Raw genomic sequence first — 25,863 nt, forward strand, 5'->3', positions numbered from 1 at the left:
TCGGTGATCTGGCGCAATCTGAAATGGCTCGGTTCGGCGACGATCGCGCTCACCGCAGCGGCTCCTGGCCTGGCCCAGCCAGCCGAGCAATGGCCGATGGAAACGCCGCGCAAGGCCGTCGCGGCGCAACTCGCCAAGGTGAAGAAGGGCACCGCCACCGGGCCGTTCAAGCCCGACTGGGATTCGCTGCGCGCCTATCGCACGCCCGAATGGTTCCGCGACGCCAAGTTCGGCATCTTCATCCATTGGGGGGTCTATTCGGTCCCGGGCTTCGCCAACGAATGGTATTCGCGGAACATGTATGTGCCGGGCAACAAGGCCTATGAGCACCACCGCAAGACCTGGGGACCGCAGGACAGGTTCGGCTACAAGGACTTCATCCCGCTGTTCAGGGCGGAGAAGTTCGATCCCACCGCATGGGTGAAGCTCTTCGCCGACGCCGGCGCGCGCTACGTCGTCCCGGTCGCCGAGCATTGCGACGGCTTTGCGATGTACGCCTCGGACTTCACCCGCTGGGATTCGTCCGAGATGGGGCCGAAGCGCGACGTCACCGGCGAGATCGCGCAGGCAGCGCGCGCGCAGGGCATGCATTTCGGCCTGTCCTCGCACCGCGCCGAACATTGGTGGTGGTATCACAAGGGGCGCAGCTTCCCCTCGGACGTCGCCGACCCGAAGAATCGCGGCCTCTACGGGCCCGCGGCGCCGACCGGGCTGCCCGCCGATAACCCCGATGCCTGGCCCGACAGCGGCCAGCTCCAGAACTGGATGCCACCCAGCCGCGAGTTCCTCGACGACTGGATGGCGCGCACGTCGGAGCTGATCGACAAATACCAGCCCGAGCTCATCTATTTCGACTGGTGGACCTCGGCCCCACTCTACGAGCCGCTGATGCGCGACACCGCGGCCTATTACTACAACCGTTCGGCCGCGTGGCGGCAGCCTGGCATCATCGCCTACAAGGGCTCGCAGTTCGCCGAAGGCTCGGCGATGTTCGACATGGAACGCGGCAAGAGCGATGCGCTCAAGCTCACCCCCTGGCAGTCGGACACGTCGATCAGCGTCCATAGCTGGGGCTATGCGCAGAACGACAGCTACCGCACGCCCAAGTCGCTGGTCGCCGACCTGATCGATATCGTCAGCAAGAACGGCAATCTGCTGCTCAATGTCGGTCCCAAAGCGGACGGAACGATCCCCGACGAGATCGCGAGCGTGCTTCAGGGCATGGGCGCATGGCTCAAGGTCAATGGCGAGGCGATCTACGGCACGCGACCCTTCCATTATTTCGGCGAGGGGCCGACCGGTTCGGGACAGGTCCGCGTCGGCGGGCAGGTCGAGGAATCGGCGAAGAAGGGGTTCACCGCCGCCGACATCCGCTTCACCACCAAGGGCGCCGCGCTTTACGTCATGGGCCTGGAACGGCCTGCCGACGGCGCCGTGCTGGTCAAGACGCTCTATGCCGGCACGCCCTATCTGAAAGCCCCGATCAAGCGCATCGAACTGCTCGACGGCGGCAGACTGGAGTGGAAGCAGACTCCCCGCGGGCTGGAGGTCAAACTGCCCGCCGACGCGAGCGGCGGCATGCCCTATGCGCTCAGGGTCCGCGTCAAGTGAAGCGCGCGCTATTGCTGGCCGCGGCGCTTGTCGCGCCGCCCGTAGCCGCCGAAGAGATCGCGCTGGCCCCCTATCCGGTGGATCACGAAGCGCGCGCCGATTCCCCCGCCGATGCCCGCTTCCTGCTCGACGGCCCCGCGGGCAAACACGGCTTCGTCACCGCGCGCGACGGCAAATTATGGCGCGGCGACGGCAAGCGCTTCCGCTGCTGGGGCATCAACATGACCGGCTGGGCCGTCGGGTCGGACGAGATCCCGGCGCATGGCGCGGCGACCGCCTACGCCAGGGCGCTGGCCCGGCTCGGCGTCAATTGCGTGCGGCTCCACTTTCTCGACATGCCCGACAGCATCGCGCCGATCCGCAACGAGGGCGCCGAGCGCGGCCCGGCGGCGGGGCCGTTCACGCACCGGCCGCGCGGGCTGATCCGCGACGATCTTCCCGACAGCCGGAGCTTCAACGCCGAGCGGCTCGACCGGCTCGATTTCTGGATTGCCGAACTCAAGAAGAACGGCATCTACGTCAACTTCAACCTCAATGTCGGCCGCCGCTTCAAGAAGGGCGACGGGGTGCCCGACGCCGATCTGATCGCTCCGTTCAAGGCCTTCACCTATTTCGGTCCCGAGCTGATCGCGCTGCAAAAGGACTATGCGCGCAAGCTGCTCGGCCACCGCAACCCCTATACGGGCCTGCGCTATGCCGATGACCCGGCGGTGATGACGGTCGAGGTGGTCAACGAGAATTCGCTGCTCGAATTCTGGATGCGCAACTGGCTGCGCGGGGAACGCGTGCCGGGCGGCGGGAACGCCCAGCTCGACATGACGCCGCATTACCAGACGCTGCTGACCGGCATGTACAATGACTGGCTGCGCAAGCACCGCACGCCAAAGGAGGTGGCCAGCCTGCGCGGCATGGCAGGCGTCGCCGAGGGGCAGCCGGTGCCGCTGATGCGCCGCGGCGATCATCCATCAGCGCCGCGCCTGCGCTTCGATGCGGAGCTCGAATTCATCACCCAGGTCGAGCTCGATTTCCACGCCGACATGCGAAACTTCCTGCGCGGCGAGCTGGGCGTGAAGGTGCCGATCGTACCGACCGCCGATCACACCTATTTCATGGCCAACCAGCCGCTGATGCGCACCGCACTCGCCGCCGACCTGCTCGACGCGCATGTCTATTGGCAGCACCCCGCGATCTATGGCCGCCGCAACGAGCCGATGGTCAATGCACCTGAGCTCTCGATCATCCAGAAGCTCGCGCGCAGCGCCGCGGCCGGCAAGCCGTTCACGGTGAGCGAGGTCAACCACCCCTTCCCGAGCGACTATGGCGCGGAGATGATCCCGGTCCTTGCTTCCTATGCGGCGCTGCAGGACTGGGACGGCATCTTCTTCTACACCTTCGAGACCAAGATCGCCGGGCAGTGGAAGCCGATGATCGGCGACCATTTCGATATCACACTCGATCCGGTGAAGATGGCGCAGATGCCCGCCGGGGCGATGATCTTCCTGCGCGGCGACGTATCGGCGGCGAAGCAGCTGCTGACCCGGTCCTATTCGGCCGGGCAGATCAGCGACGCGGCGCGGATGCCGCGCGCGGCGATGCCCTATTATTCGCCGGGGTTCGACATGACGATCCCGCTGCGCCACGGCTCCCGGATCGGCTGTATCGACTGCACGCCGTCGCTGCCCGCGCCTTTGCCCGCCGCCAACCCGATCGTCTCCGACACGGGCGAGCTGATGTGGCAAACCAACAGCGGCAAGGACGGGCTGGTACGGATCGACGCTCCGCTGAGCCAGGGGTTGGTCGGCTTCATCGCCGCCAACCGCGATGCCCAGACCCGGCATCTCGGCGCCGAGATCAGGAACAGCTTCGCCGCGATCACCCTTTCCTCGCTCGACGGCAAGCCGGTCAACGTCTCGAACCGGATGCTGCTCACCACCACCGGACGGGTCGAGAATAGCGGCGCGAAATGGGACGGGCGCCGCGCGATGCTCATCGACTGGGGAACCGCGCCGACCTTGATCGAGCCGATCACGGGCTGGATCCAGCTCAAGGATCTGGAAGGCGCGGTCGGCGTGTTCGCGCAGCCGCTCGACGGGTCGGCGCGGCCGATCGGGCCCGAGATCAAGGGCAGGATGATCGAGCCGGGCTGGGAGATCGAGGTCGGCACGCCCGCCGCCACCTCCTATTTGATCCGGGTGATCCGGTGATCGGCCGGCGCACCCTGATCGGCGGCGGGCTTGCGGGCCTTGCCGCACTCCCTGCCCGCGCCGCGCGCGATCCGCTTTCGCCCTATCGCACACCGTACAAGCACCCGAAGCGGATCCTGGGCGGATCGGGAGTGAAGGGCAGCTTCGACGAGAAGGCGGTGGACTGTCCCTTCGTCTTCTCCGCGAACGGGAAATTCTATCTCACCTATGTCGGGTTCGACGGCACCGGCTATCAGACCGGCGTCTGTGAATCGCACGATCTGCTCAACTGGACGCGGCTCGGTGTGATCATGGCTCGCGACCCCAATGATCCGGTGACGCGCCACAACATCGCCTGCGCCTCGATCCTGCGCGAGAACGCGCTGCGCTCGCCCGCACGGCTGGTGAAGGTCGACGGCCATTACGTCGCCGCCTGGCACGCCTATCCCAGCCCCGGCTACGAGGAAGGCCCCGCGGTGATCGGCCTCGCCTTCAGCAGGGATTTCATGAATTGGGAGCGCGGCCCCGTGATCCTGCGCGCCGAAGATGGCGCCGAATGGGAACGCGGCGGGCTCTACAAGCCGTACCTCGTCAAGATCGGCGACACCTTCCACCTCTACTACAACGCCAAGACCGCCGGCACGCCGTGGAAGGAACAGACCGGCCTCGCCATCTCCAAGGACCTCAGGAACTGGACGCGCCACCCGGCAAGCCCGCTGCTGGCCAACGGCCCCAAGGGCTCGCCCGACGACCGGTTCGCCAGCGATCCGGTCGTCGTTGCGCACGAGGGGAAATGGGCGATGTTCTATTTTGGCCTTTCAACCGACGGCTTCGCGCGCGAGCTGATCGCGGTGGGTGATAGTCCGGCCAGCTTCGCCAAGGCGCGCGAGGTGCTGATCGACATCGGCCCGCCCGGATCGATCGACGAGAAATACGCGCACAAGCCCGCCGTCATCTGGCACGACGGCGCGCTCTATCATTTCTACTGCGCGGTCAGCGGCAAATGGCCCAACGACGTGCGCGGGCTTGCCGTGGCACGCTCGAAGCCCTGGTGAGCTAGCGCCCACACCCCTGCCGTAGCACCACCGGCAGCGCGGCGTTCGCCATCGCCGAATAGCCCGCGTCATTGGGGTGCAGATGATCGCCGACCTGCCAGGCAAGCCGCATCACACCCGGCTTCCCGGGCTCCCGCATCGCCGTGTCAAAGTCGATCACCGCATCGTACAGCCGCGCATTGTCGCGGATCCAGCGATTGACGGTCTGCCGCTGCTGCTCGCCCGCCGCATTGGCATAGGCGGCGCCTTCATAGGGAAGCAGCGTCCCCACGATCACCTTGAGCCCCGCAGCCCTGGCCCGCGCCAGCAGCTGGCGATGCGCGCCGATGATCTGCGCGGCGGTCACCTTCTCATGCGCGAGTTCCGGATCGGAAGGCGCGCCGATATCGTTGATCCCCTCCAGGAACACGACATGCGTCGCCCCCGGCACGCTCAGCACGTCGCGCTCGAACCGCGCCAGCGCGTTGGGGCCGCGCCGCATGGAGAGCAGCCGGTTGCCGCTGATCCCGGCATTGGCAACCGCCCAGCAACGCCCCTTCGGGGATGCCGCAAGCAGCCGCTGGAGCTGGTCGGGCCAGCTCATCGCCTTGTCCGCCGTGGCGCCCGCGCCTTCGGTGATCGAGTCGCCGAACGCGACGAGCACGCGATTCTCGCGGCTGCCGCTCACCTCGACCCCCGTGACGATGCCCGATGCCCGCGCGCGCTTCGCGTCCGCCAGCGCGGCCGATCCGGTCTGGTTGCCGGGCGCGACGTCGACCATCTGCGCATGCGCTGCAGCCTCGGTCTCGCCGGCATAATGAACGGAGACGGCGAACCGCTCGCCCGCCGTCACCGGGAAATCGACCGGATCGCTGAGATAAGGCGAGCGCGCCGGAATGGTCACGTCCGCAGCGCCCGCGAAGCCGAGCGTGCGCAGGCTCCCCGGCACCGGCGCTCCGGCGGCATCGAGCCGCACGATCGACGCGCCCCCCAGCCTGAGCGGCGCATCCCCCAGTTCGTTCGACAGGCGGATACGCAGCATGCGTCCGGCGATCCCGGCGCGCACCACCTGCCGCACCGTCTCGTCACGATAGGGACGGTCCAGCCCGTCGCGGATCTTAGGCTCATAGCCGATCGGCGGTGCGGTCCATGCCGCGATCCAGCGTTCGGGCGCAGCCGCACCGGTCAGCAGCAATGCGGCGGCGGAGGCGAGCAGGACCCTCATGGGAGACGGAACAGCGCCACGCCGTGCGCCTCCATCTGGCCGTTCGTCCAATCGCCGCTGACGAAGCTGGCGCCCCTGGGCGGCGCCAGCGGTCGCGTACCGGCGCCATGGTTGATCACGATCATCACCCGTTTCCCTCCTCCTGCTCGTTCGCTGATTTCCAGATCCGGATGCGCGCCGGAGGCGATCGGCGCGATCTTCGCCTCGCCCAGCAGCCGCGCCGCCAGCGCCTTCATCGTCGCGGGATCGAGCCACGCGCCGAAATAGGTGATGCGCCCGCGCCCGACCTTGCGCGTCATCACCGCCGGCTTGCCGTCGAGCCAGCCACCCGGATCGGTGTACGTCGCAAGCACACGGACATCCGCCGCGTCAGGCCGGATCTCCTCGGCCCAGACCGCGACCTTGCCTTCGCCCAGATCGCCCTTGATCCCCACGGGTTCGTCGAGCGCATAATATTGCTCGACCGTAGCCCCAAGCAGGCCTGCGAGCGGCCCGGGCTGACGCTGCGGCCACAGCGCGTTGGCGTCGTCCTTCATCCCCGAACGCGGACCCAGCACCAGATGCCCGCCGCCGCGAACATAGACCGCGAGCCGGTCGGCCTGCGCCTGCGTCACCACGTTGAGATTGGATGCGACCACCAGCGGATAGGCCGCCAGCTCGGCATCGGGCGACACGACATGCACGCCCTGACTCGCTATCCGCAGCGGCCGGTAGGTGTCGGTGAACGCCTTGACCGGATCGAAGTCGCGATGGTGGCGCTGGAGATCGATCGCCCAGCGGCTGTCGTACGACCAGAGCATCGCGACCTTCGCCGCAGGCCCGGTGTCGGCGAGCAACGGCGCGGCGGCGGTCAGCTCCTTGGCGATCCGCACGATCTCGGCATGGATCGGGTTGGGCGTGCCGTCCTGCCCCAGCACCGCGCCGTGATAGGTCTCTTGCCCGTTCCGCGCCGGGCGCCATTGCCAGTAGAGCACGCCGTCCGCTCCGTGGCTCACCGACTGCCAGGCCAGCTCGCGCACCTGGCCGGGATCGAGCGCGCGGTTGACCGGCACCCAGTCGACCCGGCCGGGCTGAGTCTCCATCAGCCAGAAATTGCGCTGCTTGTAGCCGCGGACCAGCGCGTGGTTCGCGCCGTTCGCCACCCAGTCGGGCCGCCCGTCGGCGATGTAATTGTCCCAGCTCGCCAGATCGAGATCGCGGTGCATGACGAAATGGTCGAAGCCCGCATTCCAGAACATCGTGTTGGTCGTGATCCACGCGCGCCGGTCGATCAGCGGCCGGATCGCGCGCGCCTGATTCTGCACATAGTCGGTCCACACCGCGGTGGTGAAATGGCGGAAGTCGAGCAAGAGCCCGGGATTCTGCTGTCCGGTCTGGCGCAGCGGGACCTGATCCCAGTCATTGTAGAGTTGCGACCAATATTGCGTCGTCCAGCGCCGGTTGAGTTCGTCGATCGAGCCGTAGCGCTGCTTGAGGAACGCGTGCCATGCGGCCACGGACTCGGCGTCCCAGGACGGCGGCCCGACCTCATTGTCGATCTGCCAGCCGACTACCGACGGGTGCTTGCCGTAACGCGTCGCCATCTCGACCGCGATGCGGCGCGAAAGGTCGCGATAACGCCGGCTGGCAAAGGAGAAGTGCCGCCGCCCGCCATGGCTGGCGCGCTGACCATTCTCGTCCACCCGCAGCGTATCGGGATATTTCTGCGTCAGCCAGGCGGGCGGCGCGGCGCTGGGCGTGCCGATCACGACCATGAAGCCGCGCTTCACCGCCGCCGCGATCGCGCGATCCATCCACGCAAAGTCGAACTTCCCTTCCTCCGGCTCCATCCGCGCCCAGGCGAACTCACCGATCCGGACGGTGTTGAAGCCCGACGCCTTCATCATGTCGAGATCGACGTCCCAGCGCTCCTCGGGCCATTGCTCGGGATACCAGGCGACGCCCACGGCGATGGCGGGCTTGTCGGCAAAGGCAGTCGCGCGGTTCGGAAATGCCGTCTGTGCCGAAGCGGCAGGAACCAGCGCCAGCGCGGCAGCTGCGGCGAGCAGAAGCTTCCGCATCACTTGCCTCCCCGCCGAAGCACGGCGACGCCTTCGGCGGACAGCGTCACATTCGATGTGCTGCCGCCCTCGAGAATGTCGATCATCGGCTCGGGCAAGGTCACGGTCTGCACGGTGCGGCCATGGTTGATCAGGATGACGATGCGCCGCCCCTGCCCCTCGCGGGTCATCAGCTCGACATCCGCCGGCACCGCGAAATCGCGCGCGACCCTCGCTTCCGAAAGCGCCTCGTCGATCAGCGTCTTCATCACCGCATCATCGACCAGCGCGCCGACATAGGTGATGCGGCCCTTGCCGACCGGGCGGCTGATCGCCGCCGGCTTGCCGTCGAGCCAGCCATTGGCCTTGCCGTAGCGCATCAGCACCTGCGTATCGGGCGCGACGGTCGAGAGCTGCTCGGCCCAGATCTTGGCCTTACCGCCCCCAACTTCGATCGCTTCATCGAGCGCATAATATTGCTCGACCCGCCCACCCAGCAGTTCGGCAAGCGGCCCCGGCTGGCGCTGCGTCTCGAGCGCGTTGTACGAATCCTTCATCCCCGAGCGGGGCCCAAGGATCAGATGCCCGCCGCCACGGACATAGTCGGTCAACCGCTTCGCCGTCACCGCGCTGATGACATTCAGGCTCGGCGCAACGACGAGCTTATAGCCCGACAGCGGCGCAACCTCCGCCTCGACGATATCGACCGCACCGCGCGCATCCTTGAGCGGCTGATAATAGTCGAGCAGCACCTCGATCTGGTCATAGTCGCGATGGTGGAGCTGGAAGTCGATCGCCCAGCGGCTGGCATAATCCTGCAGGATCGCGACGTCCGACACCGGATGCGTCCCCGCGATCAGCGGCGTCGCCTTGGCCATCTCGCGCCCGATCTGCTGGACCTCGGCATAGACGGGCAGCGGCGTGCCGTCGGGGCCGATGATCGATCCGTGCATCGTCTCCTGGCCGTTGAGCGCGTTGCGCCACTGCCAGTAGAGGATGCCGTCCGATCCGTGGCCGATCGCCTGCCACGCCATGCGCCGGGTCTCGCCGGGGTAGAGCATGTTGCTCACGCCGGCCCAGTTCACGAAGCCCGGCTGGATCTCCATCACCCAGAAATTCTTGCGCTTCCACCCGCGCACGAGGTCATGGGTCGCGCCGTTGCGATAGGGTTTGAGGTGCCCCGATCCGACGTAATTGTCCCATGAGGTGAAATCGAGATCGCGATTGGCGGCATAGCGATCGAACCGGTTGGCCCAGCCAAGACCACCGAAATTGACCGTGATGAACTGTTTAGAATCGGCGTGCGCGCGGATCGCGTCGCGCTGGTTGCGGTGGAACGCCACCCATTGCGACGTGATGAAGCGCTTCACCTCCAGCATCCAGCCGGGATTGGCCTTGTCGTTGCTGAAGGGAATTTGCTCCCAGGCGGTATAGCTTTGCGACCAATATTGCGTGGTCCAGGCCGCGTTCAATTTGTCGAGCGTGCCGTAGCGCTGCTTGAGCCACGCCACCCATGCCGCCCGCGCCTCGGGGTCGTAGCTTTCGTCGGTCGGTTCGTTGCCGATCTGCCAGCCGATGACATTGGGTTCCTTGCCCAGCGCCTGCGCCATCCGCGTCACGATCTCGCGGCAGAAATCGCGATAGCGCCTCGACGAGATCGAGAATTGGCGGCGTCCGCCATGACCGACCTTCTGGCCGCTGCTCTGGATCTGCGAGACGTCCGGGTAGTTCTGCGTCATCCAGGCAGGCGGCGTGTCGCTCGGCGTGCCGATCACCACCTTGATGTCGTACTTGGCCGCCAGCCGCACCGCGCGGACCAGCCAGTCCATGTCATACTTGCCTTCCTCCGGCTCCATCCGGCTCCAGGCATATTCGCCGATCCGCACGACGTTGGCGCCATGCGTCTTCATCAGCCGCAGATCCTCGGCCCAGCGTTCCTCGGGCCATTGCTCGGGGTACCAGGCCGAACCGAGCCAGAGCTTGTCGAACTGCTGCTGGCCCGCGGGCGCATCGGTTTGCGCCAGCGCGGGCGAAGCGGCAGTTCCGGCGAGCAGGGCAGCGGCAAGGGTGGTCAGGATACGCTTCAATTCGGCCTCCCGGCGGTTTCGTCGTCGAGCACCAGGGCCCAGTCATTGCCGGGTGCAGGCTCACCAGGCGGGGTGAAGAGGCGCGTGCCGCGGTTGGCGAAGACGCCAATCGCTTGCGATTTTCCGGTGCGCGGATCGAACCAGGCTGCGCGCACGCGGCTGCCGCTGATCTTGCCCATCTGAACGGTGAAGGGCTTGCCGGTGTAGCTATAGGCGATCGCGTAGCTTCCGCCCCGCGTCGCCGCGACCCGCTCGTACCGCGCGCCGTTGCCGGCGATCAGCGACTGGTCCGGCACGCGCTCGAGGAAGGGGCGCGAAAGGATCAGGTCCTTCAGGTGGTGCATCTGCTGCCCGCCCGGCGCGTCCAGCGCTTCGTCCCATGACAGCTTGGGCCAATAGGCGTTGGCCTTCCCGCCGCGGACGAAGAATTGCATCACGCTGTTCTCGCCATAGGTGTGGCCGAACGCGCCCGCGAGCACCGACCACCAGGCATAGCGGCGTACGTCCGCCGGTCCCCAGCGTGGCTCGGGTTCACGGTCGAGGCCGTGGGGGATGTTCTCGTAGCTCGGCTCGCCGTCGATCGTCGGCTTTTGCGGCGAGCGCGACAGATCGTCGGCCGTATAGACCCAGTTATCCTCACCCCGCGCGTTGAGCTGCTGGTCCTGCGCGTAGCTCTGATGGCCCGACTGATACATGTTGAAGTCGAGCCATTCGGCCTTGTGGAACATCCATGACGAACTCGCGCGCCCGGCGGGGTGGTAGGTCATCAGATGGTTCGGATCGATCGTGCGGATCGTCTTGCCGAGCATGTCCCACGCCGCGGGCGACAGTTCGGGATAGCGGTCGCCGCCATTCATCCAGATGAGGTTGGGCTTGCGCTTGTACCGCTCGGCGACGAAGCGGCCGATCACCTGCGCGCTGTCGACATTGAGCAGGCGGAAATCGGCGAAGTCGCCCCACACCGGCACCAGCGCGATATACAGGCCATGCGCCGCGGCGCGATCGAACACCCAGTCGAGATGGTCCCAATAGTCATACTCGCCGGGCTTGGAGAGGTCGCTGCCCGGCGTGACGCGCGGCCGCTTGAGGTCGCCATCGACCAGCGCCGCGCCGCCAACCGGATTCGCCATATCCGGCCGGTGCAGCATCATCACCTGGATGACATTGTAGCCCTGCGCCGCGCGCTTCGCGAAATAGCGTTCGGTCTCCTCGCGGTTGAGCTTGCCGAGCATCAGCCAGCCGGTGTCACCCAGCCAGAAAAAGGGCTTGCCCCCCGCTTCGAGGTAACGGCCATTGGCCGAGACCTTGAGCGGCGGCGTCCAGTCCTGCGCGCCCGCGGGCGCTGCAGCAGCCAGTGCGAGCGCGGCGATGGCCGCACTTGTCCAACGCATCCTTCTCTCCCCTGTTCGACGCGGCCCGCTTTTGGCGCGGGCTCGCGTCAGGCGGCGGCGGGCGCAGCCTTCTGGTCGAATCCCTTGGAGCTATCGATGAAGGCGAACAGCAGGGCTGCGATCAGCACCATGATCGCCACCCCCTGCACCGGCACGTCGTAGCTGCCGGTCCCGGCGATGATGTAGCCGATGACGACGGTGCACACGAAGCCGCCAAGATTGCCCGCGGTGTTCATGAAGCCGGTGGCGACGCCGCCGTGACGGCCCCCGATCGACATGCACATCGCCCAGGCCGCGGGCAGCATCAGATCCATGATCGCGAACGCCGCGCCCGCGAGCACCACCACCGCAAGCTTGCTCTCCGCCATGCTCATCGCGAAGATCAGCGCCGCGGTGACCGTCAGGCAGATGCTGGTGATCAGGCGATAGGCGGTCTTGAACCCGATCCGCGCGCCCAGCCAGTCGCACAGCACCCCGCCGATCAGATTGCTGACGATGCCGAGCAGGAACGGGATCGAGCCATAAAGCCCCATCTCCGCAACGGTGAACCCGGCGCCCTTGACCATCCAGGTCGGGAACCAGCCGAAGAAGAACCAGCTGCCGAATGCGTAGAAACAATAGGCGACGCCGATCAGCCAGAGCTGCGGCAGGCTGAGCAGCTTCTTCCACGGCGTGCCCGAATGGCCGCCATGCTCGTCGCTGCCGATCTCGGCCACTTCCTCGGCCGTGATGCCCGGCTGGTCGGCGGGGCGGTCATGATACCAGCGCCACCAGGCAAAGCCCCACAGGAAGCCGATCACGCCGAGGATCACGAACACCGCCTGCCAGCCGAGATGCGCGTTCATCGGCACCAGCAGCAGCGGCGCGAGCGCACCGCCAAACCGGCTCGCCGCCCAGATCACGCCCTGCCCGCGCGCCCGCTCCCGCCTGGGCAACCAGCGATAGAGCACGCCCGACATGTTGGGGTATGCGCCCGCTGCGCCCAGGCCGAACAGGAAGCGCGCGGTGGCGAGCTGCCAGAAGTTGCGGCACAGCGCCGTGACCGCGGTGAAGAACGACCACCAGATCGTGATCCGCGTCAGTTCCTTGCGATAACCGTGCCTGTCGCCCATCGCGCCCGACGGAATCTCGAACACCGCATAGGCGATGACATAGGCGCTCAGCACCCAGCCCCATTGCTCCGGGGTGATCGCCAGATCCTTTTGGATCGTCGGCCCGGTGACCGCAATCGCCATCCGGTCGATGAAGGTGATGACCGAGAGCGTAGCGAGAAAGCCGAGAACGGCATGCCGCTTCTTCACTTCGACAGGCCCCTGAGGACTTCGGCAGCGCGCAGCATGCCGAGCTCGGGGCTCGACAGCACCGGCGCCTTGACCGCGCCCTCCGGCAGGCTCGCGACGACGCGCGCCATCGACGCCTGCGCCAGCACGATCGCATCGACATCGGCGAGGGCGGTGGTCAGCGCGTCGCCGACAATCCGGTCATGGGTCGCGCCGTCGCCCGCCATCACCGCGTCGAACGCGCCTTCGCAGAGATGCGCGACCAGCTCGATGTCCTTGCCCTGCTCGGCGGCGACGCGGCGGACGAGATCGGCGGTGGGATCGAGCGTGGTCGAAAGCGTCGCAACGACACCGATCCGCTTGGCGCTCGCCACCGCCTGCTCGGCCATCGCGCGATCGACGCGCAGCACGGGCTGGTCATAGAGTTCCGCCGCCATCTCGACCGCGCGCCCGATCGACGAGCAGGTGACCATCGCCACATCGCAGCCCGCGTCGAAGGTCGATCCGACCAGCCGGATCACCTGCCGTATCGTCGCCTTCTGGAGATGTCCCGCCGCAATCGTGTTCTTGATCGTGCTTTCATCGACGAAGTGCAGGATACGCACATCGGGCATCACCCGCGCCGCGATCTCGTTGAACACCCCCGCCAGCATCGGCGAATTATGGACGAGCCCCAGCGTCGGCATCGGCAACCCTCTCTCTATCTCGTGAATTCGTGCGTGCCCGCGCCGATCTCGAACCGGGTCAGGCCATCGTCCTCGCGTGCGTTCGGCACATTGCGCCAGCCGGTGCCGGGCAGCTCGACCTCGGCGACGGTGTTTGCGGGCACAGTGAGCATGAAGCGGTTGAGCCGATCGGCATCGCCGCCGGTCTCGGTTGCGATCAGCCCCACCGGGGAGTCGAACCGCGCAGCGACACGCCCGACCTGCGGCAGCCATACCGGCCGCACCGCGATCCGGCGGAAGCCCGGCATAGCGGGCGCGATCCCCGCCAGCCGCCGGTAGAAGAAGCCAACCACCGCGCCGAAGGCATAATGGTTGTAGCTGTTCATGCTGAGGTCGCCGGTGTCGCCGTTCCAGCGTTCCCACACCGTCGTCCCGCCCTGCTCGGGCATATAGCCCCAGCTCGGATAGCCGGTCTGGAGCAGCAGGCCCGACACCTCGTCCCACAGCCCCGCGTCTGCAAGCACGTCGAGCAGATAGGGCGTACCGAGGAAGCCGGTCGACAGCTTCATGCCGCGGCCGCGAATCTCCACCGCCAGCACCCGCGCTGCCGCCGCGCGACGATCCGGCGGCACCAGCCCGAAGGCAAGCGACAGCACCTGGCTGGTCTGGCTGCCATTGCCGCACACGCCATCCTCGGCCACGAACTCGGCAGCATAGGCATCGACGATCGCTTCGTGGAGCGCGCGGTAGCGGACCTCATCGGCGTCACGCCCGGTCGCCGCCGCCATCTCCGCCATCAGCTCGGCGCTCCACGCCCAGTAAGCGGTAGCGCACAGGATACGCGGGGTGGTCTCGTCATCCGGCTTGATCGCGTCGACCGACAGCCAGTCGCCCAGATCGAGCCCGCGATCGTTGCGCCAGACATGGTCGGGGTTGGTGCGCGCGACATAGGCCATCCAGCCCTGCATCGCGTCCCAATTCTCGTCGATCACCGCGGTGTCGCCGTAACGCTGCCACAGCTGCCAGGGCAGGATGATCCCCGCCTCGCTCCACCCGGCGGTCACCACATCGGGGAAGGACAGAGGCTGCGGCACCACGATCGGGTACGCCCCGTCGGGCCGCTGCGCCGCGCGCGCTTCGAGCAGGAAGCGGCGGATGAAGGGATCGACCTCCATATTGAACGCGGCAGCGTCGAGAAAGACCTGGATGTCCCCCATCCAGCCGAGCCGCTCGTCGCGCTGCGGACAGTCGGTCGGCACCGCGAAGAAGTTCGACCGCTGGCTCCACAGCGCGTTGTTCCAGATCTGCTGGAGCAAAGGCGCGTCGCGGAAGGTCATGTGACCCACTTCGCGGCAGGCGCTGTGGACGATCACACCCTCGATATCGTCCGCTATCGGCGTGCCCGGATAGCCCTCGACCTCGACATAGCGGAAGCCGTGATAAGTGAAGTGCGGCTCGAAGCTTTCGTGCGCGCCGGTCCCCGCGAGCACGAACGTGTCGGTCGCCTTGGCGAGGCGCAGGTTGGAGAGGTCCGCGGTGCCGTCCGGGTTGAGCAGTTCGGCGAACTTGGCGGTGATCGTGGTCCCCGCAGGACCGGTGGCGCGGATGCGCACCCAGCCCGGGAAATTCTGGCCAAAGTCGAACACGAAGCGGCCCGGCACCGGCTCGCTGACCGACACCGCACGGCACACGCCATTGCGCTCGAGCAGCGGCGAGGTCTGCGCGATCAGCTTCGTGTCGGGCGCAGCACCAATTTTCACACCCGCCCAGCCCGATGCGTCGAACCCCGGCAATGCCCAGCCCGGCACGATGCGGCGGGCATCGAAACGCTCGCCATCATAGATTTCGGACTTCAGGATCGGCGAGGTCGCGATCTTCCAGTCCGGGCCGGTCGTCACCCAATCGTGCGTGCCGTCTTCATAGTCGATCCGCAGCATCGCGCGGAACCGCCGCGGCGCGGGGCCGAAGCCGTAGCGCTCGATCCGCCAGCCGAAGGGCGAGGCGTAGAAGCCGTCACCCACGATCGCGCCCAGCGCATTCTCGCCCTGCGCGATCAGCGCGGTGACGTCGTAGCTCTGGTAAAGGATGTGGCTCTTCGCCACGGTGATCTCGGGCGCGAGGATCGCCTCGCTCGCCTTCTGCCCGTTGATCCGCGCATCATAGGCGCCTAGCGCGGTGGCGTAGAGCCGCGCGGCAACCACCGGCTTCGATATTTCGAACCCCGTGCGCAGCAGCATTGCCGGCTCGCTCGGCCGCGGATCGCCCTGCGCCCAGCTGGTGCTCGGCACCACCGGCGCCCAGTCGCGCGCGTCGTAACCGGTGTCAGTCCAGCCCTGGGGGGCGTCCGGCATCACGCGGAACGCGCTGCCGGTGATCCGCTCGACGCTGCCGTCGGCGCGATGCAGGCGGATCAGCGCCGCAAAGGCGCCGCCATCGACCGGGAAGAAGCCGACCGTGTCCGCATCGACCAGCGCGCAGACGCTGTTGCGGCCGGGCTTCACCTCGCCGTCATAGGGCGCGAGCGTGCCCCAGAAGGGCAGATAGGTGTCCCAGTCGAAATGCCAGTCGAGCGGCGACTTGGCGCCATTGACCCATACGCCGCGCAGATGATCCTTGCCCGCGATGAACACTTCTGCGCGGACCAGATCGGCGGGCGCGTCGAAGTCGATGCGGAAGGCGTGCGGGCGCGCGTCGAGCGCGGTTTCGCCCCACACCCAGCTGACCCCGGCGGCGCGATCGGCGGCGGCATTCTCGTCCTCCGCCTCGATCCAGTCACCGCGCCAGTCGCCGGGCGAGAGCAGCCCGGCTTCGAACCAGGCGGGATCGGAGGTGACGCCGTCGGCCTCGACACTCCACCACACCCGCTGCATCGCCGTCAGCGCCGGACCGCCATAGACGATGTCGAACGTCGCATCGCTTTCGACCGGGCCGCTATCCCAGAGCAGATCGCCTGCCGCGAGCGCTACCACGCTCGCCGCGGCGCGGATGCGGTAGCTGCTCTGCTTCTCGGCATCCTCGATCCGCCACGACAGGCGCGGATGCGCGACCTGCGTCCCCAGCAGATCGACGGTATATTCAGCGCGCAGATCGGTGACGCGCATCAGAGCTCCAGCCCGAGGCGATAGATGCGGTTGGCGTTGCCGCCAAACAGGGCCGCGCGCTCGTCCGCGGAAAAGTCCGCGGTGATCGCGTCATAGGCGTCGAAATGCTGGTCGAAGCTGCCGAAGAGCTTGTCGGTCGGGAAATTGCTCGCGAACATCGCGCGCGCCGTTCCGAACAGCGCGATCGTCTCGAGGACATAGGCACGCGCCTGATCGACATCCCAGGGCCGCCAGGTGAAGCCCATGCCGGAAATCTTGACCGCGACATTGGGCAGGGCCGCAAACGCCACCATGCCGCGCCGCCACGTCTCCCAGCCGTCCTCGTCCCCCGGAATGGCCATCCCCGTATGGTTCAGGATCACCTGCGTATCGGGGTGCTTGGCGATCAGTTCGGCGAGGTGCGCGAACTGGCCCGGATAGGCCTGGAGGTCGAAGCTGAGATCGAACTTCCGGAGCAGCCCGAAGCCGCGCATCCACGCGCTCGTGGTGGTGACGTCGGCAGGCGAATAGCTGCGCGCCGGATCGGGGTGCCAGTTGATGATGTGGCGGATGCCGCGAACATTGGCATGTTCGACATGCGCGGCGAGCAGCGTCTCGACCTCCGGATTGTCGAGCGCGGCGAAGGCGACGATCCCGCTCGGCATCCCCCGCGTATCCGCCATGGCCTGAAGCCATTGCGTTTCCTTGAGCGCGTCCGCCGGGTCCGCCCCCGCGTCGATATGCACGATCCCGCGCACGTCCCATTTGCCGGCATCGGCAAGATAGGCGTCGAGCGGGTAATCCACCGCGATCGGCTCGACGCTCCCATTGGGATTGTCGGTGTCGAACGGCCCTGTCAGCCAGGGATAGCGGATGTGGCCGAGATCCCAGAGATGGACGTGCGGATCGACGAGGGGTGGACGGCTGCTCATGTCAGTAGGTCGCGCGCCCGCCCGAGGTGTCGAACACCGCGCCGGTCGAGAAGCTCGCCTCTTCGCTCGCCAGGAAGCAGATCATCGCCGCATTCTCGTCGACCGTGCCGAAGCGTCCCATCGGGATCTTCGAGAGCATGAAGTCGATATGCGCCTGCGTCATCTGGTCGAAGATCGCTGTCTTGACCGCCGCCGGGGTCACCGCGTTGACGGTGATATTGTCCTTGGCCAGTTCCTTGCCGAGGCTTTTGGTCAGGCCGATCACCCCCGCCTTCGACGTCGAATAGGCGCTGGCGTTCGGATTGCCTTCCTTGCCGGCGACCGATGCGATGTTGACGATGCGGCCATAGCCGTTCGCCTTCATGTGCGGGATCACCGCCTTGTCGCAGAAGAAGGTGCCGTTGAGGTTGATCGCGATCACCTGTTGCCAGGCATCGGACGGATAGGTTTCCAGCGTGGTGTTCGGCCCGGTGATCCCCGCCGAGACGACGAGGATGTCGAGCCGGCCGAGCTTGGCGGCGACGTCCGCCGCCGCCGCGATCACCTGCGCCTCGTCCGACTGGTCGACCTTCGCGGTGTGCGCTGCGAAGTCGCAGCCCGCCAGCGCGTCGTCGGAAATGTCCCACACGCTGACCTGCGCACCCTCGGCCGCCATCCGCTCGGCGGCGGCGCGGCCGATGCCCGCGGCGCCGCCGGTGACGACCGCGACACGGCCTTCGAAGCGCCCGCTCACTTGGCTTGCCATGCGACGAAGTCCTGGCGCTGTTCGCCAAGCTTCTCGATGCCGAGTTCGACGACGTCACCGGCCTTGAGATACCAGGGCTCAGGCTTCTGGCCGAGGCCCACGCCCGGCGGGGTGCCGGTGGTGATGACGTCGCCGGGAAGCAGCGTCATGATCTGCGAGAGGTAGGAGACGATCTGGGCGACGGTGAAGATCATCGTCTTCGTGTTGCCGTCCTGCATCTTCTTGCCATTGACCGACAGCCACATCGACAGGTTCTGCGGATCGCCCACCTCGTCGGACGTCACCATCCACGGACCGATCGGGCCGAAGGTCGGGAAGCCCTTGCCCTTGTCCCAGGTCATGCCGCGCTCGGTCTGCCAGTGGCGCTCCGACACGTCGTTGACCACGCAATAGCCCGCGACATGGCTCAGCGCGTCGGCTTCGGACACGTTATGCGCGGCGGTGCCGATGACGATGCCGAGCTCGACCTCCCAGTCGGTCTTCTTGCTGTCCTTGGGGATCGTCACCGGGTCGTTCGGACCCTGGATGCAGCTCACCCATTTGTTGAACACCACCGGCTCCTCGGGGATCGGCAGGTTCGATTCGGCGGCGTGGTCGGCATAGTTGAGGCCGATCGCGACGAACTGGCGCGTGCCGGTGACGCACGGGCCATAGCGCACCTCGCCCTCGACCAGCTTGAGCGTGGCCGGATCGACCGCGGCGAGCTTCGCCAGCGTTTCCTTCGACAGCGTCTGCGCGTCGATATCGGCGACATAGTTGGACAGGTCGCGGATGCGGCCATCGGCGTCGATCAGGCCGGGCTTCTCGGCGCCGGGAGCGCCATAACGGCAGAGCTTCATGGGTCTTCCTTCAGTCTTGAATGTCAGTCGTTGGGATAGGGGCGATGCAGCGCGATGTCGCGGTTGAGCTCGACGCCGAAGCCCGGCTTGTCGAGCTCGCTGGCGCGGATCTTGCCGTTGACCGGTACCGGTTCGCCCAGCAGCTGCGGCGCGAACATCGGCACCACCTCGGTCGGCCCCGGATGCATCATCAGGAACTCGGCGAACGGCGAATTGTGGCGCGTCACCACGAAGTGATAGCTGTAGACCGACGATCCGTGCGGGACCATCAGCACGCCTTTCTTGTCGGCATCGTCGGCGATCTTGATCAGCTCGGTCACGCCGCCGCACCAGCCGACATCGGGCTGGATGATGTCGCAGCAGTCCATCTCGAGCAGCATCTTGAAGCCCCAGCGGGTCGATTCATGCTCGCCGGTGGTGACCAGAAGGCCGTCGGGTGCGTTCTTCTTGAGCTGCGCATAGCCCCAATAATCGTCGGGCGAGAGCGCTTCCTCGATCCACTTCAGCCCGCACTCGTCCCACGCCCGCTTCGCCAGCCGCGTCGCATAGTCGATGTCGAGCGCCATCCAGCAATCGTACATCAGCCAGAAGTCGTCACCGCATTTGGCGCGCATGTCAGCGAGCAGCGCGAGGTTCTTCTCCATTCCTTCCTCGCCCTCGGCCGGGCCGTGATGGAGCGGGAGCTTGCCGCCGATAAAGCCCATTTCCTTGGCGAGGTCGGGCCGCGCGCCGGTGGCGTAGAACTGCATCTCGTCGCGCACCGCACCGCCAAGCAGGTGATAGACCGGCTCCTGCCGCAGCTTCCCGATCAGATCCCAGATGGCGAGGTCGACGCCCGAGATCGCGTTCACGACCAGTCCCTTGCGCCCATAATATTGGGTCGAGAAGTACATCTGGTCCCAGATCGTCTCATAGTCCGACGGGTCGCGCCCGATCAGGAAGCGCGACAGATGCCGCTCGACGATGAAGCAGGCGGGCTCGCCGCCGGTCGTCACCGCGAAGCCGATCGTGCCGTCCTCGGCCTCCAGCTCGACCACCAAAGTGCCGAGCACGTTGATGCCGAAGCTCTGACGGCTCTGGCGGTACTCGGGATATTTCGCCATCGGCGTCGCGATATGATCGTCGATCCAGTGGCCCGCGCCCTGATCGTGATAGTCGGCGCCGCCGCCGCGCACCGTATAGGCGCGGACATGTTTGATCTTCGGAAGACCCACGAATTTCCCTTCGCTCATCGTGCGGCACCATCGAGCACCAGCACCCAGTCATTGCCCGCCGCGGTCTCGCCCGGCGGATCGAAACGCTGCACGCCGCGATTGGCGAACTCGCCTGCAGGCGTGAACTTGCCGTCGCGCGGCGAATACCATTGCGCCTTGACCCGGCTCCCCGCGATCGCGCCCAGCTTCAGCGTGAAGGGGCGGCCGGTATAGGTGTAGGCGAAGGCATAGGCCTTGCCCCGGCTCGCCAGCACGCGATCGTAGCGCACGCCATTGTCGGCGATCATCGCCTGATCAGGCACGCGCTCGAGCATCGGACGCGCTTCGATCAGCGCGCGCAGGTGGCGCATCTGGTCGGCGCCCGGCGCGCCCGGCGCCGCCAGCGACGTGTCCCAGCGCTGGTTGGGTTCGAAATTGGCGTCCTTCGAGCCGGCCACGAACATCTGCATGACGTGGTTCTCGCCATAGGTGTGGCCGAACGCGCCCGCCATCACGCCCCACCAGGCATAGCGGCGCACGTCCGCCGCCTGCCAGCGCGGCTGGCTCTGCTCGTGCAGGCCGTGCGGAATATTCTCGTAGCTCGGCTCGCCGTCGATCGTCGGCTTGGACGGCGTGCGCGCCAGGTCCTGTTCGACATAGCGCCAGCTATCCTCGCCGATCGCATTCGGCCCTTCCTGCGCGTAGCTGCGATGGCCCGACTGGAACATGTTGAAGTCCAGCCAGGGCGCCTGATGCCATTGCCACGACGAGGTCGTCCGCCCGATCGGGTGGAAGGTCATCAGCTGCTTCGGCGCGATCTTCTTGATCGTGGTGCCGAGCGCATCCCACACCGCGCTGCGCATCTCCGAGCGCGTATCGCCGCCATTGAGCCAGATCACGTTGGGCGCCTTGCCATAGCGCTCGGCCATGAAGCGGCCGTAGCTTTCGACATTCTTCTCGTTGAGCTGCCGCTCCATCGCGAGGTCGCCCCAGGCCGGCACCATCGCGACATAGATGCCGTGCGCCCCCGCACGCTCGACCACCCAGTCGAGGTGATCCCAGTAATCATATTCGCCGGCCCTGGCCGGATCCTTGCCCGGCGTGGTGCGCGGCTGCCCCGGATCGCCATCGATCAGCGCCGGTGCGTCGTAGCGGTTGGTCATCTTGTTGGTGTGGAGGACCATCACCTGGACGACGTTGAAGCCCTGACGCTGGCGGGTGGCGAGATAGTGTTCGGTCTCTTCGCGGTTCAGGCGGCTGAGCAGCAGCCAGGCGGTGTCGCCCAGCCAGAAGAAAGGCTTGCCGCCCGCCTCGAGATAGCGGTGATTGGCCGAGACGCTGAGCGGGGGCGTCTGCGCGGCAGCGGGTGCCGCCATCAGCGCCGCAATACCGGCCAGCCAAAGTCTCGAAACCATCCCCACGCTCTCCCAGGGCCCGCCGCTAAAGTGGCGAACATCGTCCACACGGGACTCACCGCCCGATCTGCACATTTTAAATATAATAGTATTATTTGGTCAAGCGTCTCGATGCGCTAAAACCGCCGGCGCAGGGCCGCCCGTCGCCCAGTCGAGCAGCTCGATCGTGTGGACGATCGGCGTACCGCCATGGCGCGCGATCTGCATCGCGCAACCGACATTGCCGGTGGCGATCACATCGGCCTGAAGCCGCGCCAGATTGGCTGCCTTTCGCGCACCAAGCTGGCCCGCAATGTCCGGCTGGAGGATGTTGTACGTCCCCGCCGATCCGCAGCAGAGATGCGCTTCGGCCGGGCTTCGCACCGTATAGCCCGCAGCCGCGAGCAGCCGCTTGGGCGCGTCGGTAACCTTCTGTCCGTGCTGGAGCGAACAGGCGGCATGATAAGCGACGGTAAGCCCGCGTCCGTCGCCCGGCGGCAGCTCCATTTCGGCGAGCAGTTCCGAGATATCCTTGGCCAGCGCCGAGACCCGCGCCGCCTTGCCGGCATACACGGGCTCATTGCGCAGCATGAAGCCATAGTCCTTGATCGTCGTGCCACATCCCGATGCAGTCACGACGATCGCGGCGAGCCCGCCGCCGTCGATCTCGCGCATCCACGCATCGACATTGCGCCGCGCGGCATCGAGTCCATCGGCCTCGCGCCCCATATGATGCACCAGCGCGCCGCAGCAGCCTTCGCCCGCCGCGAACACCACGTCATAGCCCGCGCGACCCAGCAGCCGGATCGCCGCCGCGCGATATTCGGGCTTGAGCACCGGTTCGGCGCAGCCCTGCAGCAGCGCGACGCGGCCCTTCGCGCCAGGCACGGTCGCGTTCTCGGCCGGGACCGGCGCCGGTATCCGCTTGGGCGCCATCGCCAGCATCGCCGCGAGCGGCTTCACCCCGGCGATCAGCGGCGCAAACGGTCGCCCGAACTTCGCCAGCGTCAGCGCCGCGCGGAACCGCCCCGGATAGGGCAGCACCGCCGCCAGCAGCCACCGCACCGCACGCTCGTGCCACGGGCGCTTATAGTTCTCGTGGATATAGGCCCGCGCATGATCGACCAGGTGCATATAGTTCACGCCCGAGGGACAGGTCGTCATGCACGACAGACAGGACAGGCACCGATCGATATGCTTGACCGTCTCCGGCCCCGGCTTGCGCTGGTTCTCCAGCATGTCCTTGATCAGATAGATGCGCCCGCGCGGGCTATCGAGCTCGTCGCCGAGCAGCGCATAGGTCGGGCAGGTCGCGGTGCAGAAGCCGCAATGCACGCATTTGCGGATCACGCCTTCGGACGATGCCATCGCCGGATCGGCGAGCTGATCGGGGGTGAAGCGGGTCTGCATCTAGAAGCGCCCAATCTCGAACACGCCATCGGGATCGAAGGCGCGGCGCACCCGCTCCTCGATCGCGGCTAGCGCGGCGGGCTGCGGGTGCAGTGCGGGAACCACGCGGGGCATCGTCTCGGTCGCGCGCACCAGCGTGGCATGCCCGCCCGCCGCCTCGGCGGCGGTACGGATCGCGACGGGATCGGCATCGCTCGCCAGCCAGACCAGCCCGCCCGCCCAGTCGAACACCCATTCGGCATCGGGCAACGCAGCGACCACAACGGGCGCCTTGCCCGGCGCGACGATCAGCCGCCACAATGGTAACGCGCCCGGCAAAGGTGATGCATCGCGCACCGCGAGCCACAGCGCGTCACCATCCTCGATCACTTCGAATTCGGGCAGCATCGCCGCGCGTGCCGCGACCGATTCCGCAAATCCGTCGAAGCGTAGCGCGGTCACCGCTTCGCCACGCCAGTCAGGCAAATGCGCCGCCGCCGTCACCTCCGCCGCCGATCCCAGCGCGCGCGCCATCGCGGCGACCGAGCCCGCCGCATCCAGCCCGCGCATGACCAGCGTCAGCCGGGTGCGCGGCGCAGGCAGCACCTTCAAGGTCACCTCCGTCAGTGCCGCAAGCCGCCCCCAGCTTCCGGCCATCAGCTTGGGCAGATCATAGCCGGTGACGTTCTTCACCACCTTGGCCCCCCCGACGAATTTCTCGCCGCGCCCCGACACCGCCGTGAACCCCAGCAGATGATCACGCGCGCCGCCGCGCGACAGCCGCGCGGGACCGGCCACGCCCGCCGCGATCACCCCGCCGATCGTCGCGCCGCCGTCATTGCCAAGCATCACGCCGTGATCGAACGGATCGAAGGCGAGCATCTGGCTCTCGCTCGCGACCAGCGTCTCGATCTCGGCCAGCGGTGTACCGGCGCCGACGGTCAGCACCAGCTCGGGCGGGTCATAGTCGACCACGCCCGCAAAGCTGCGCATATCGACGACCTGCGCGTCGCACGGCGCCCCGATCGCATCCTTGGTGCCAGCGCCGCGAAGGCGGAGTTTGGTGCCGGTGGCCTGGGCATCGGCGATGAGTGCGCAGAGGTCGTCGGTGGTGGCGGGGCGAGTCATCGCCCCACACCTTCGTCACCCCGGCCTTGTGCCGGGGTCCACCGCGAGGCGATGATTGGGGTTCGAAACGACGCGCAATGCGTGCGGTGAAGTGGACCCCGGCACAAGGCCGGGGTGACGGTTGGGGTTGGGTTAAGGGCGCCGGCCATCAAAACCGCGGCAGATCGGGGAACGGCACTTGGCCGCGATGGACGTGCATGCGGCCAAGCTCGGCGCAGCGGTGCAGTTCGGGGAACATCTTGCCGGGGTTGAGCAGCAACTCGGGGTCGAAGGCGCATTTGACGCGCTGTTGCTGGGCGAGATCGGCCTTGCTGAACATCGCCGGCATCAGGTCGCGCTTCTCGACCCCGACGCCATGCTCGCCGGTCAGCACGCCGCCGACCTCGACGCAGAGCCTCAGGATATCCGCCCCGAACGCCTCGGCGCGTTCGAGCTGGCCGGGCTGGTTGGCGTCATACATGATGAGGGGATGGAGATTGCCGTCACCGGCGTGAAAGACGTTGATGACGCCAAGGCCATATTGCTCGGACAACGCCTTCATCCGCGTCAGCACCTCGGGAAGCCGCCGCCGCGGGATCGTCCCGTCCATGCAATAATAATCGGGCGAGAGCCGCCCCGCCGCTGGGAACGCCGCCTTGCGCCCGGCCCAGAAGGCGATGCGCTCGGCTTCGTCGGCCGAGGCGCGGACCGACACCGCGCCATTGGCACGGGCGATGCGCTCGACCTCGCCGGTCAGATGGCCGCATTCCGCCGAAGGGCCGTCCAGCTCGACGATCAGCAGCGCCTCGACGTCGAGCGGATAGCCGACCTGGACAAAGGCTTCGGCCGCATGGACGGCGGCACGGTCCATCATCTCCATGCCCGCCGGGATGATCCCGGCCGCGATCACCTCCGCGACACACTGGCCCGCGCTTTCGACGCTGGGAAACCCGATCAGCAACGCCTTCGCCGTCTGTGGCCGCGGCAGGATGCGCACGGTGACTTCGGTGACCACGCCCAGCAGCCCTTCCGAGCCGACGATCACCCCGAGCAAGTCGAGCCCGGCCGGCTCCAGCCCGCGCCCGCCGAGGCGGACTACGTCACCCTCGATCGTCACCAGCTCGACGCCGAGGACATTGTTGGTGGTGAGGCCGTATTTGAGGCAATGCACCCCGCCCGAATTCTCGGCGACATTGCCACCGATCGTGCACGCGATCTGGCTGGAGGGGTCGGGGGCGTAGTAGAAGCCCGCATCCTCGACCGCCCGGGTGATGGCGAGGTTGGTGACGCCCGGCTGCACCACCGCGACGCGGTCGGCATAGTCGATGTCGAGCACGCGGTTGAACTTCGCCATGCCGAGCAGAATGCCGTCGGCCAGCGGCAGCGCACCGCCCGACAGCGAAGTGCCCGCGCCGCGCGGCACCACCTTCACCCGGTTCGCGTGGCACCAGCGCAGCACCGCCGCGACCTGTTCCACCGTCTCGGGCAGCACCACCAGCAGCGGGATCTGGGCGTAGGCGGTGAGCGCGTCGGACTCATAGGGGCGCAGTGCCTCGAGCTCGTCGATCACCCCTTCGCCGGGAACGATCTTCCGCATCGCCGCCACGATCTCCGCCCGCCGCGCCAGCGTCGCGGCATCGGGGGGAGGCATGACGAGCGACACCGCGGC

Annotated in this window: 18 protein-coding genes; 3 read left to right on the forward strand and 15 right to left on the reverse strand. The window is 67.0% G+C overall.

What is annotated here, in order from left to right:
* Positions 1–3 precede the first annotated feature (3 nt).
* Genes AC07TU_RS01100 through AC07TU_RS01110 form a run of 3 tightly spaced genes read left to right on the forward strand, consistent with a single transcriptional unit; the run spans position 4 to position 4,849 of the window.
* Positions 4–1,611 carry an alpha-L-fucosidase gene (locus AC07TU_RS01100; RefSeq protein WP_495186070.1) on the forward strand — a complete coding sequence of 536 codons (1,608 nt, stop codon included), beginning with the start codon at positions 4–6 and terminating at the stop codon, positions 1,609–1,611.
* A complete protein-coding gene (locus AC07TU_RS01105; protein WP_495186071.1) occupies positions 1,608–3,815 on the forward strand; it encodes a hypothetical protein in 2,208 nt (735 codons plus the stop codon). Before AC07TU_RS01100 ends, AC07TU_RS01105 begins: the two co-directional genes overlap by 4 nt.
* Entirely contained in the window at positions 3,812–4,849 is a 1,038-nt protein-coding gene (locus AC07TU_RS01110; protein WP_495186072.1) for a glycoside hydrolase family protein, read from the forward strand. Before AC07TU_RS01105 ends, AC07TU_RS01110 begins: the two co-directional genes overlap by 4 nt.
* Position 4,850: 1 nt before the next feature.
* On the opposite strand, the gene AC07TU_RS01115 is transcribed toward AC07TU_RS01110, so the two are convergent.
* The 15 genes from AC07TU_RS01115 to AC07TU_RS01185 form a co-directional block, all read right to left on the reverse strand.
* Positions 4,851–6,053: an SGNH/GDSL hydrolase family protein gene (locus AC07TU_RS01115; RefSeq protein WP_495186073.1), complete on the reverse strand. Its 1,203-nt coding sequence runs from the start codon at positions 6,051–6,053 to the stop codon at positions 4,851–4,853.
* Complete coding sequence (locus tag AC07TU_RS01120; RefSeq protein WP_495186074.1) at positions 6,050–8,113, reverse strand: beta-galactosidase; 2,064 nt, start codon at positions 8,111–8,113, stop codon at positions 6,050–6,052. Before AC07TU_RS01120 ends, AC07TU_RS01115 begins: the two co-directional genes overlap by 4 nt.
* Positions 8,113–10,179: a beta-galactosidase gene (locus AC07TU_RS01125; protein ID WP_495186075.1), complete on the reverse strand. Its 2,067-nt coding sequence runs from the start codon at positions 10,177–10,179 to the stop codon at positions 8,113–8,115. The genes AC07TU_RS01120 and AC07TU_RS01125 overlap by 1 nt, the downstream gene beginning before the upstream one ends.
* Positions 10,176–11,570, reverse strand: coding sequence for a glycoside hydrolase family 140 protein (locus tag AC07TU_RS01130; protein ID WP_495186076.1), 1,395 nt, complete (start codon positions 11,568–11,570; stop codon positions 10,176–10,178). The genes AC07TU_RS01125 and AC07TU_RS01130 overlap by 4 nt, the downstream gene beginning before the upstream one ends.
* Positions 11,571–11,617: 47 nt before the next feature.
* A complete protein-coding gene (locus tag AC07TU_RS01135; protein ID WP_495186077.1) occupies positions 11,618–12,871 on the reverse strand; it encodes an MFS transporter in 1,254 nt (417 codons plus the stop codon).
* Positions 12,868–13,536 carry an aspartate/glutamate racemase family protein gene (locus AC07TU_RS01140; RefSeq protein ID WP_495186078.1) on the reverse strand — a complete coding sequence of 223 codons (669 nt, stop codon included), beginning with the start codon at positions 13,534–13,536 and terminating at the stop codon, positions 12,868–12,870. Before AC07TU_RS01140 ends, AC07TU_RS01135 begins: the two co-directional genes overlap by 4 nt.
* Before the next feature lie 14 nt (positions 13,537–13,550).
* Positions 13,551–16,616, reverse strand: coding sequence for an alpha-L-rhamnosidase (locus tag AC07TU_RS01145; protein WP_495186079.1), 3,066 nt, complete (start codon positions 16,614–16,616; stop codon positions 13,551–13,553).
* Positions 16,616–17,527 (reverse strand): amidohydrolase family protein, encoded by a 912-nt coding sequence (locus AC07TU_RS01150; RefSeq protein ID WP_495186080.1) that lies wholly within the window; start codon positions 17,525–17,527, stop codon positions 16,616–16,618. Before AC07TU_RS01150 ends, AC07TU_RS01145 begins: the two co-directional genes overlap by 1 nt.
* Position 17,528: 1 nt before the next feature.
* The gene (locus AC07TU_RS01155) at positions 17,529–18,272 is read right to left on the reverse strand and encodes an SDR family oxidoreductase (protein ID WP_495186081.1); all 744 of its coding nucleotides are present in this window, start codon (positions 18,270–18,272) and stop codon (positions 17,529–17,531) included.
* Positions 18,257–19,111 (reverse strand): fumarylacetoacetate hydrolase family protein, encoded by an 855-nt coding sequence (locus AC07TU_RS01160; RefSeq protein ID WP_495186082.1) that lies wholly within the window; start codon positions 19,109–19,111, stop codon positions 18,257–18,259. Before AC07TU_RS01160 ends, AC07TU_RS01155 begins: the two co-directional genes overlap by 16 nt.
* Before the next feature lie 23 nt (positions 19,112–19,134).
* Positions 19,135–20,343 carry an L-rhamnonate dehydratase gene (gene rhmD, locus AC07TU_RS01165; protein ID WP_495186083.1) on the reverse strand — a complete coding sequence of 403 codons (1,209 nt, stop codon included), beginning with the start codon at positions 20,341–20,343 and terminating at the stop codon, positions 19,135–19,137.
* Entirely contained in the window at positions 20,340–21,719 is a 1,380-nt protein-coding gene (locus AC07TU_RS01170) for a glycoside hydrolase family 140 protein (RefSeq protein ID WP_495186084.1), read from the reverse strand. Before AC07TU_RS01170 ends, rhmD begins: the two co-directional genes overlap by 4 nt.
* Before the next feature lie 99 nt (positions 21,720–21,818).
* Positions 21,819–23,108 (reverse strand): glycolate oxidase subunit GlcF, encoded by a 1,290-nt coding sequence (glcF, locus tag AC07TU_RS01175; protein WP_495186085.1) that lies wholly within the window; start codon positions 23,106–23,108, stop codon positions 21,819–21,821.
* The gene (gene glcE / locus AC07TU_RS01180) at positions 23,109–24,215 is read right to left on the reverse strand and encodes a glycolate oxidase subunit GlcE (RefSeq protein WP_495186086.1); all 1,107 of its coding nucleotides are present in this window, start codon (positions 24,213–24,215) and stop codon (positions 23,109–23,111) included.
* 148 nt (positions 24,216–24,363) lie between these two features.
* Complete coding sequence (locus tag AC07TU_RS01185) at positions 24,364–25,857, reverse strand: FAD-linked oxidase C-terminal domain-containing protein (protein ID WP_495186087.1); 1,494 nt, start codon at positions 25,855–25,857, stop codon at positions 24,364–24,366.
* Positions 25,858–25,863: the final 6 nt, after the last annotated feature.

Source organism: Sphingomonas sp. GW821-FHT03E12 (assembly GCF_059420685.1).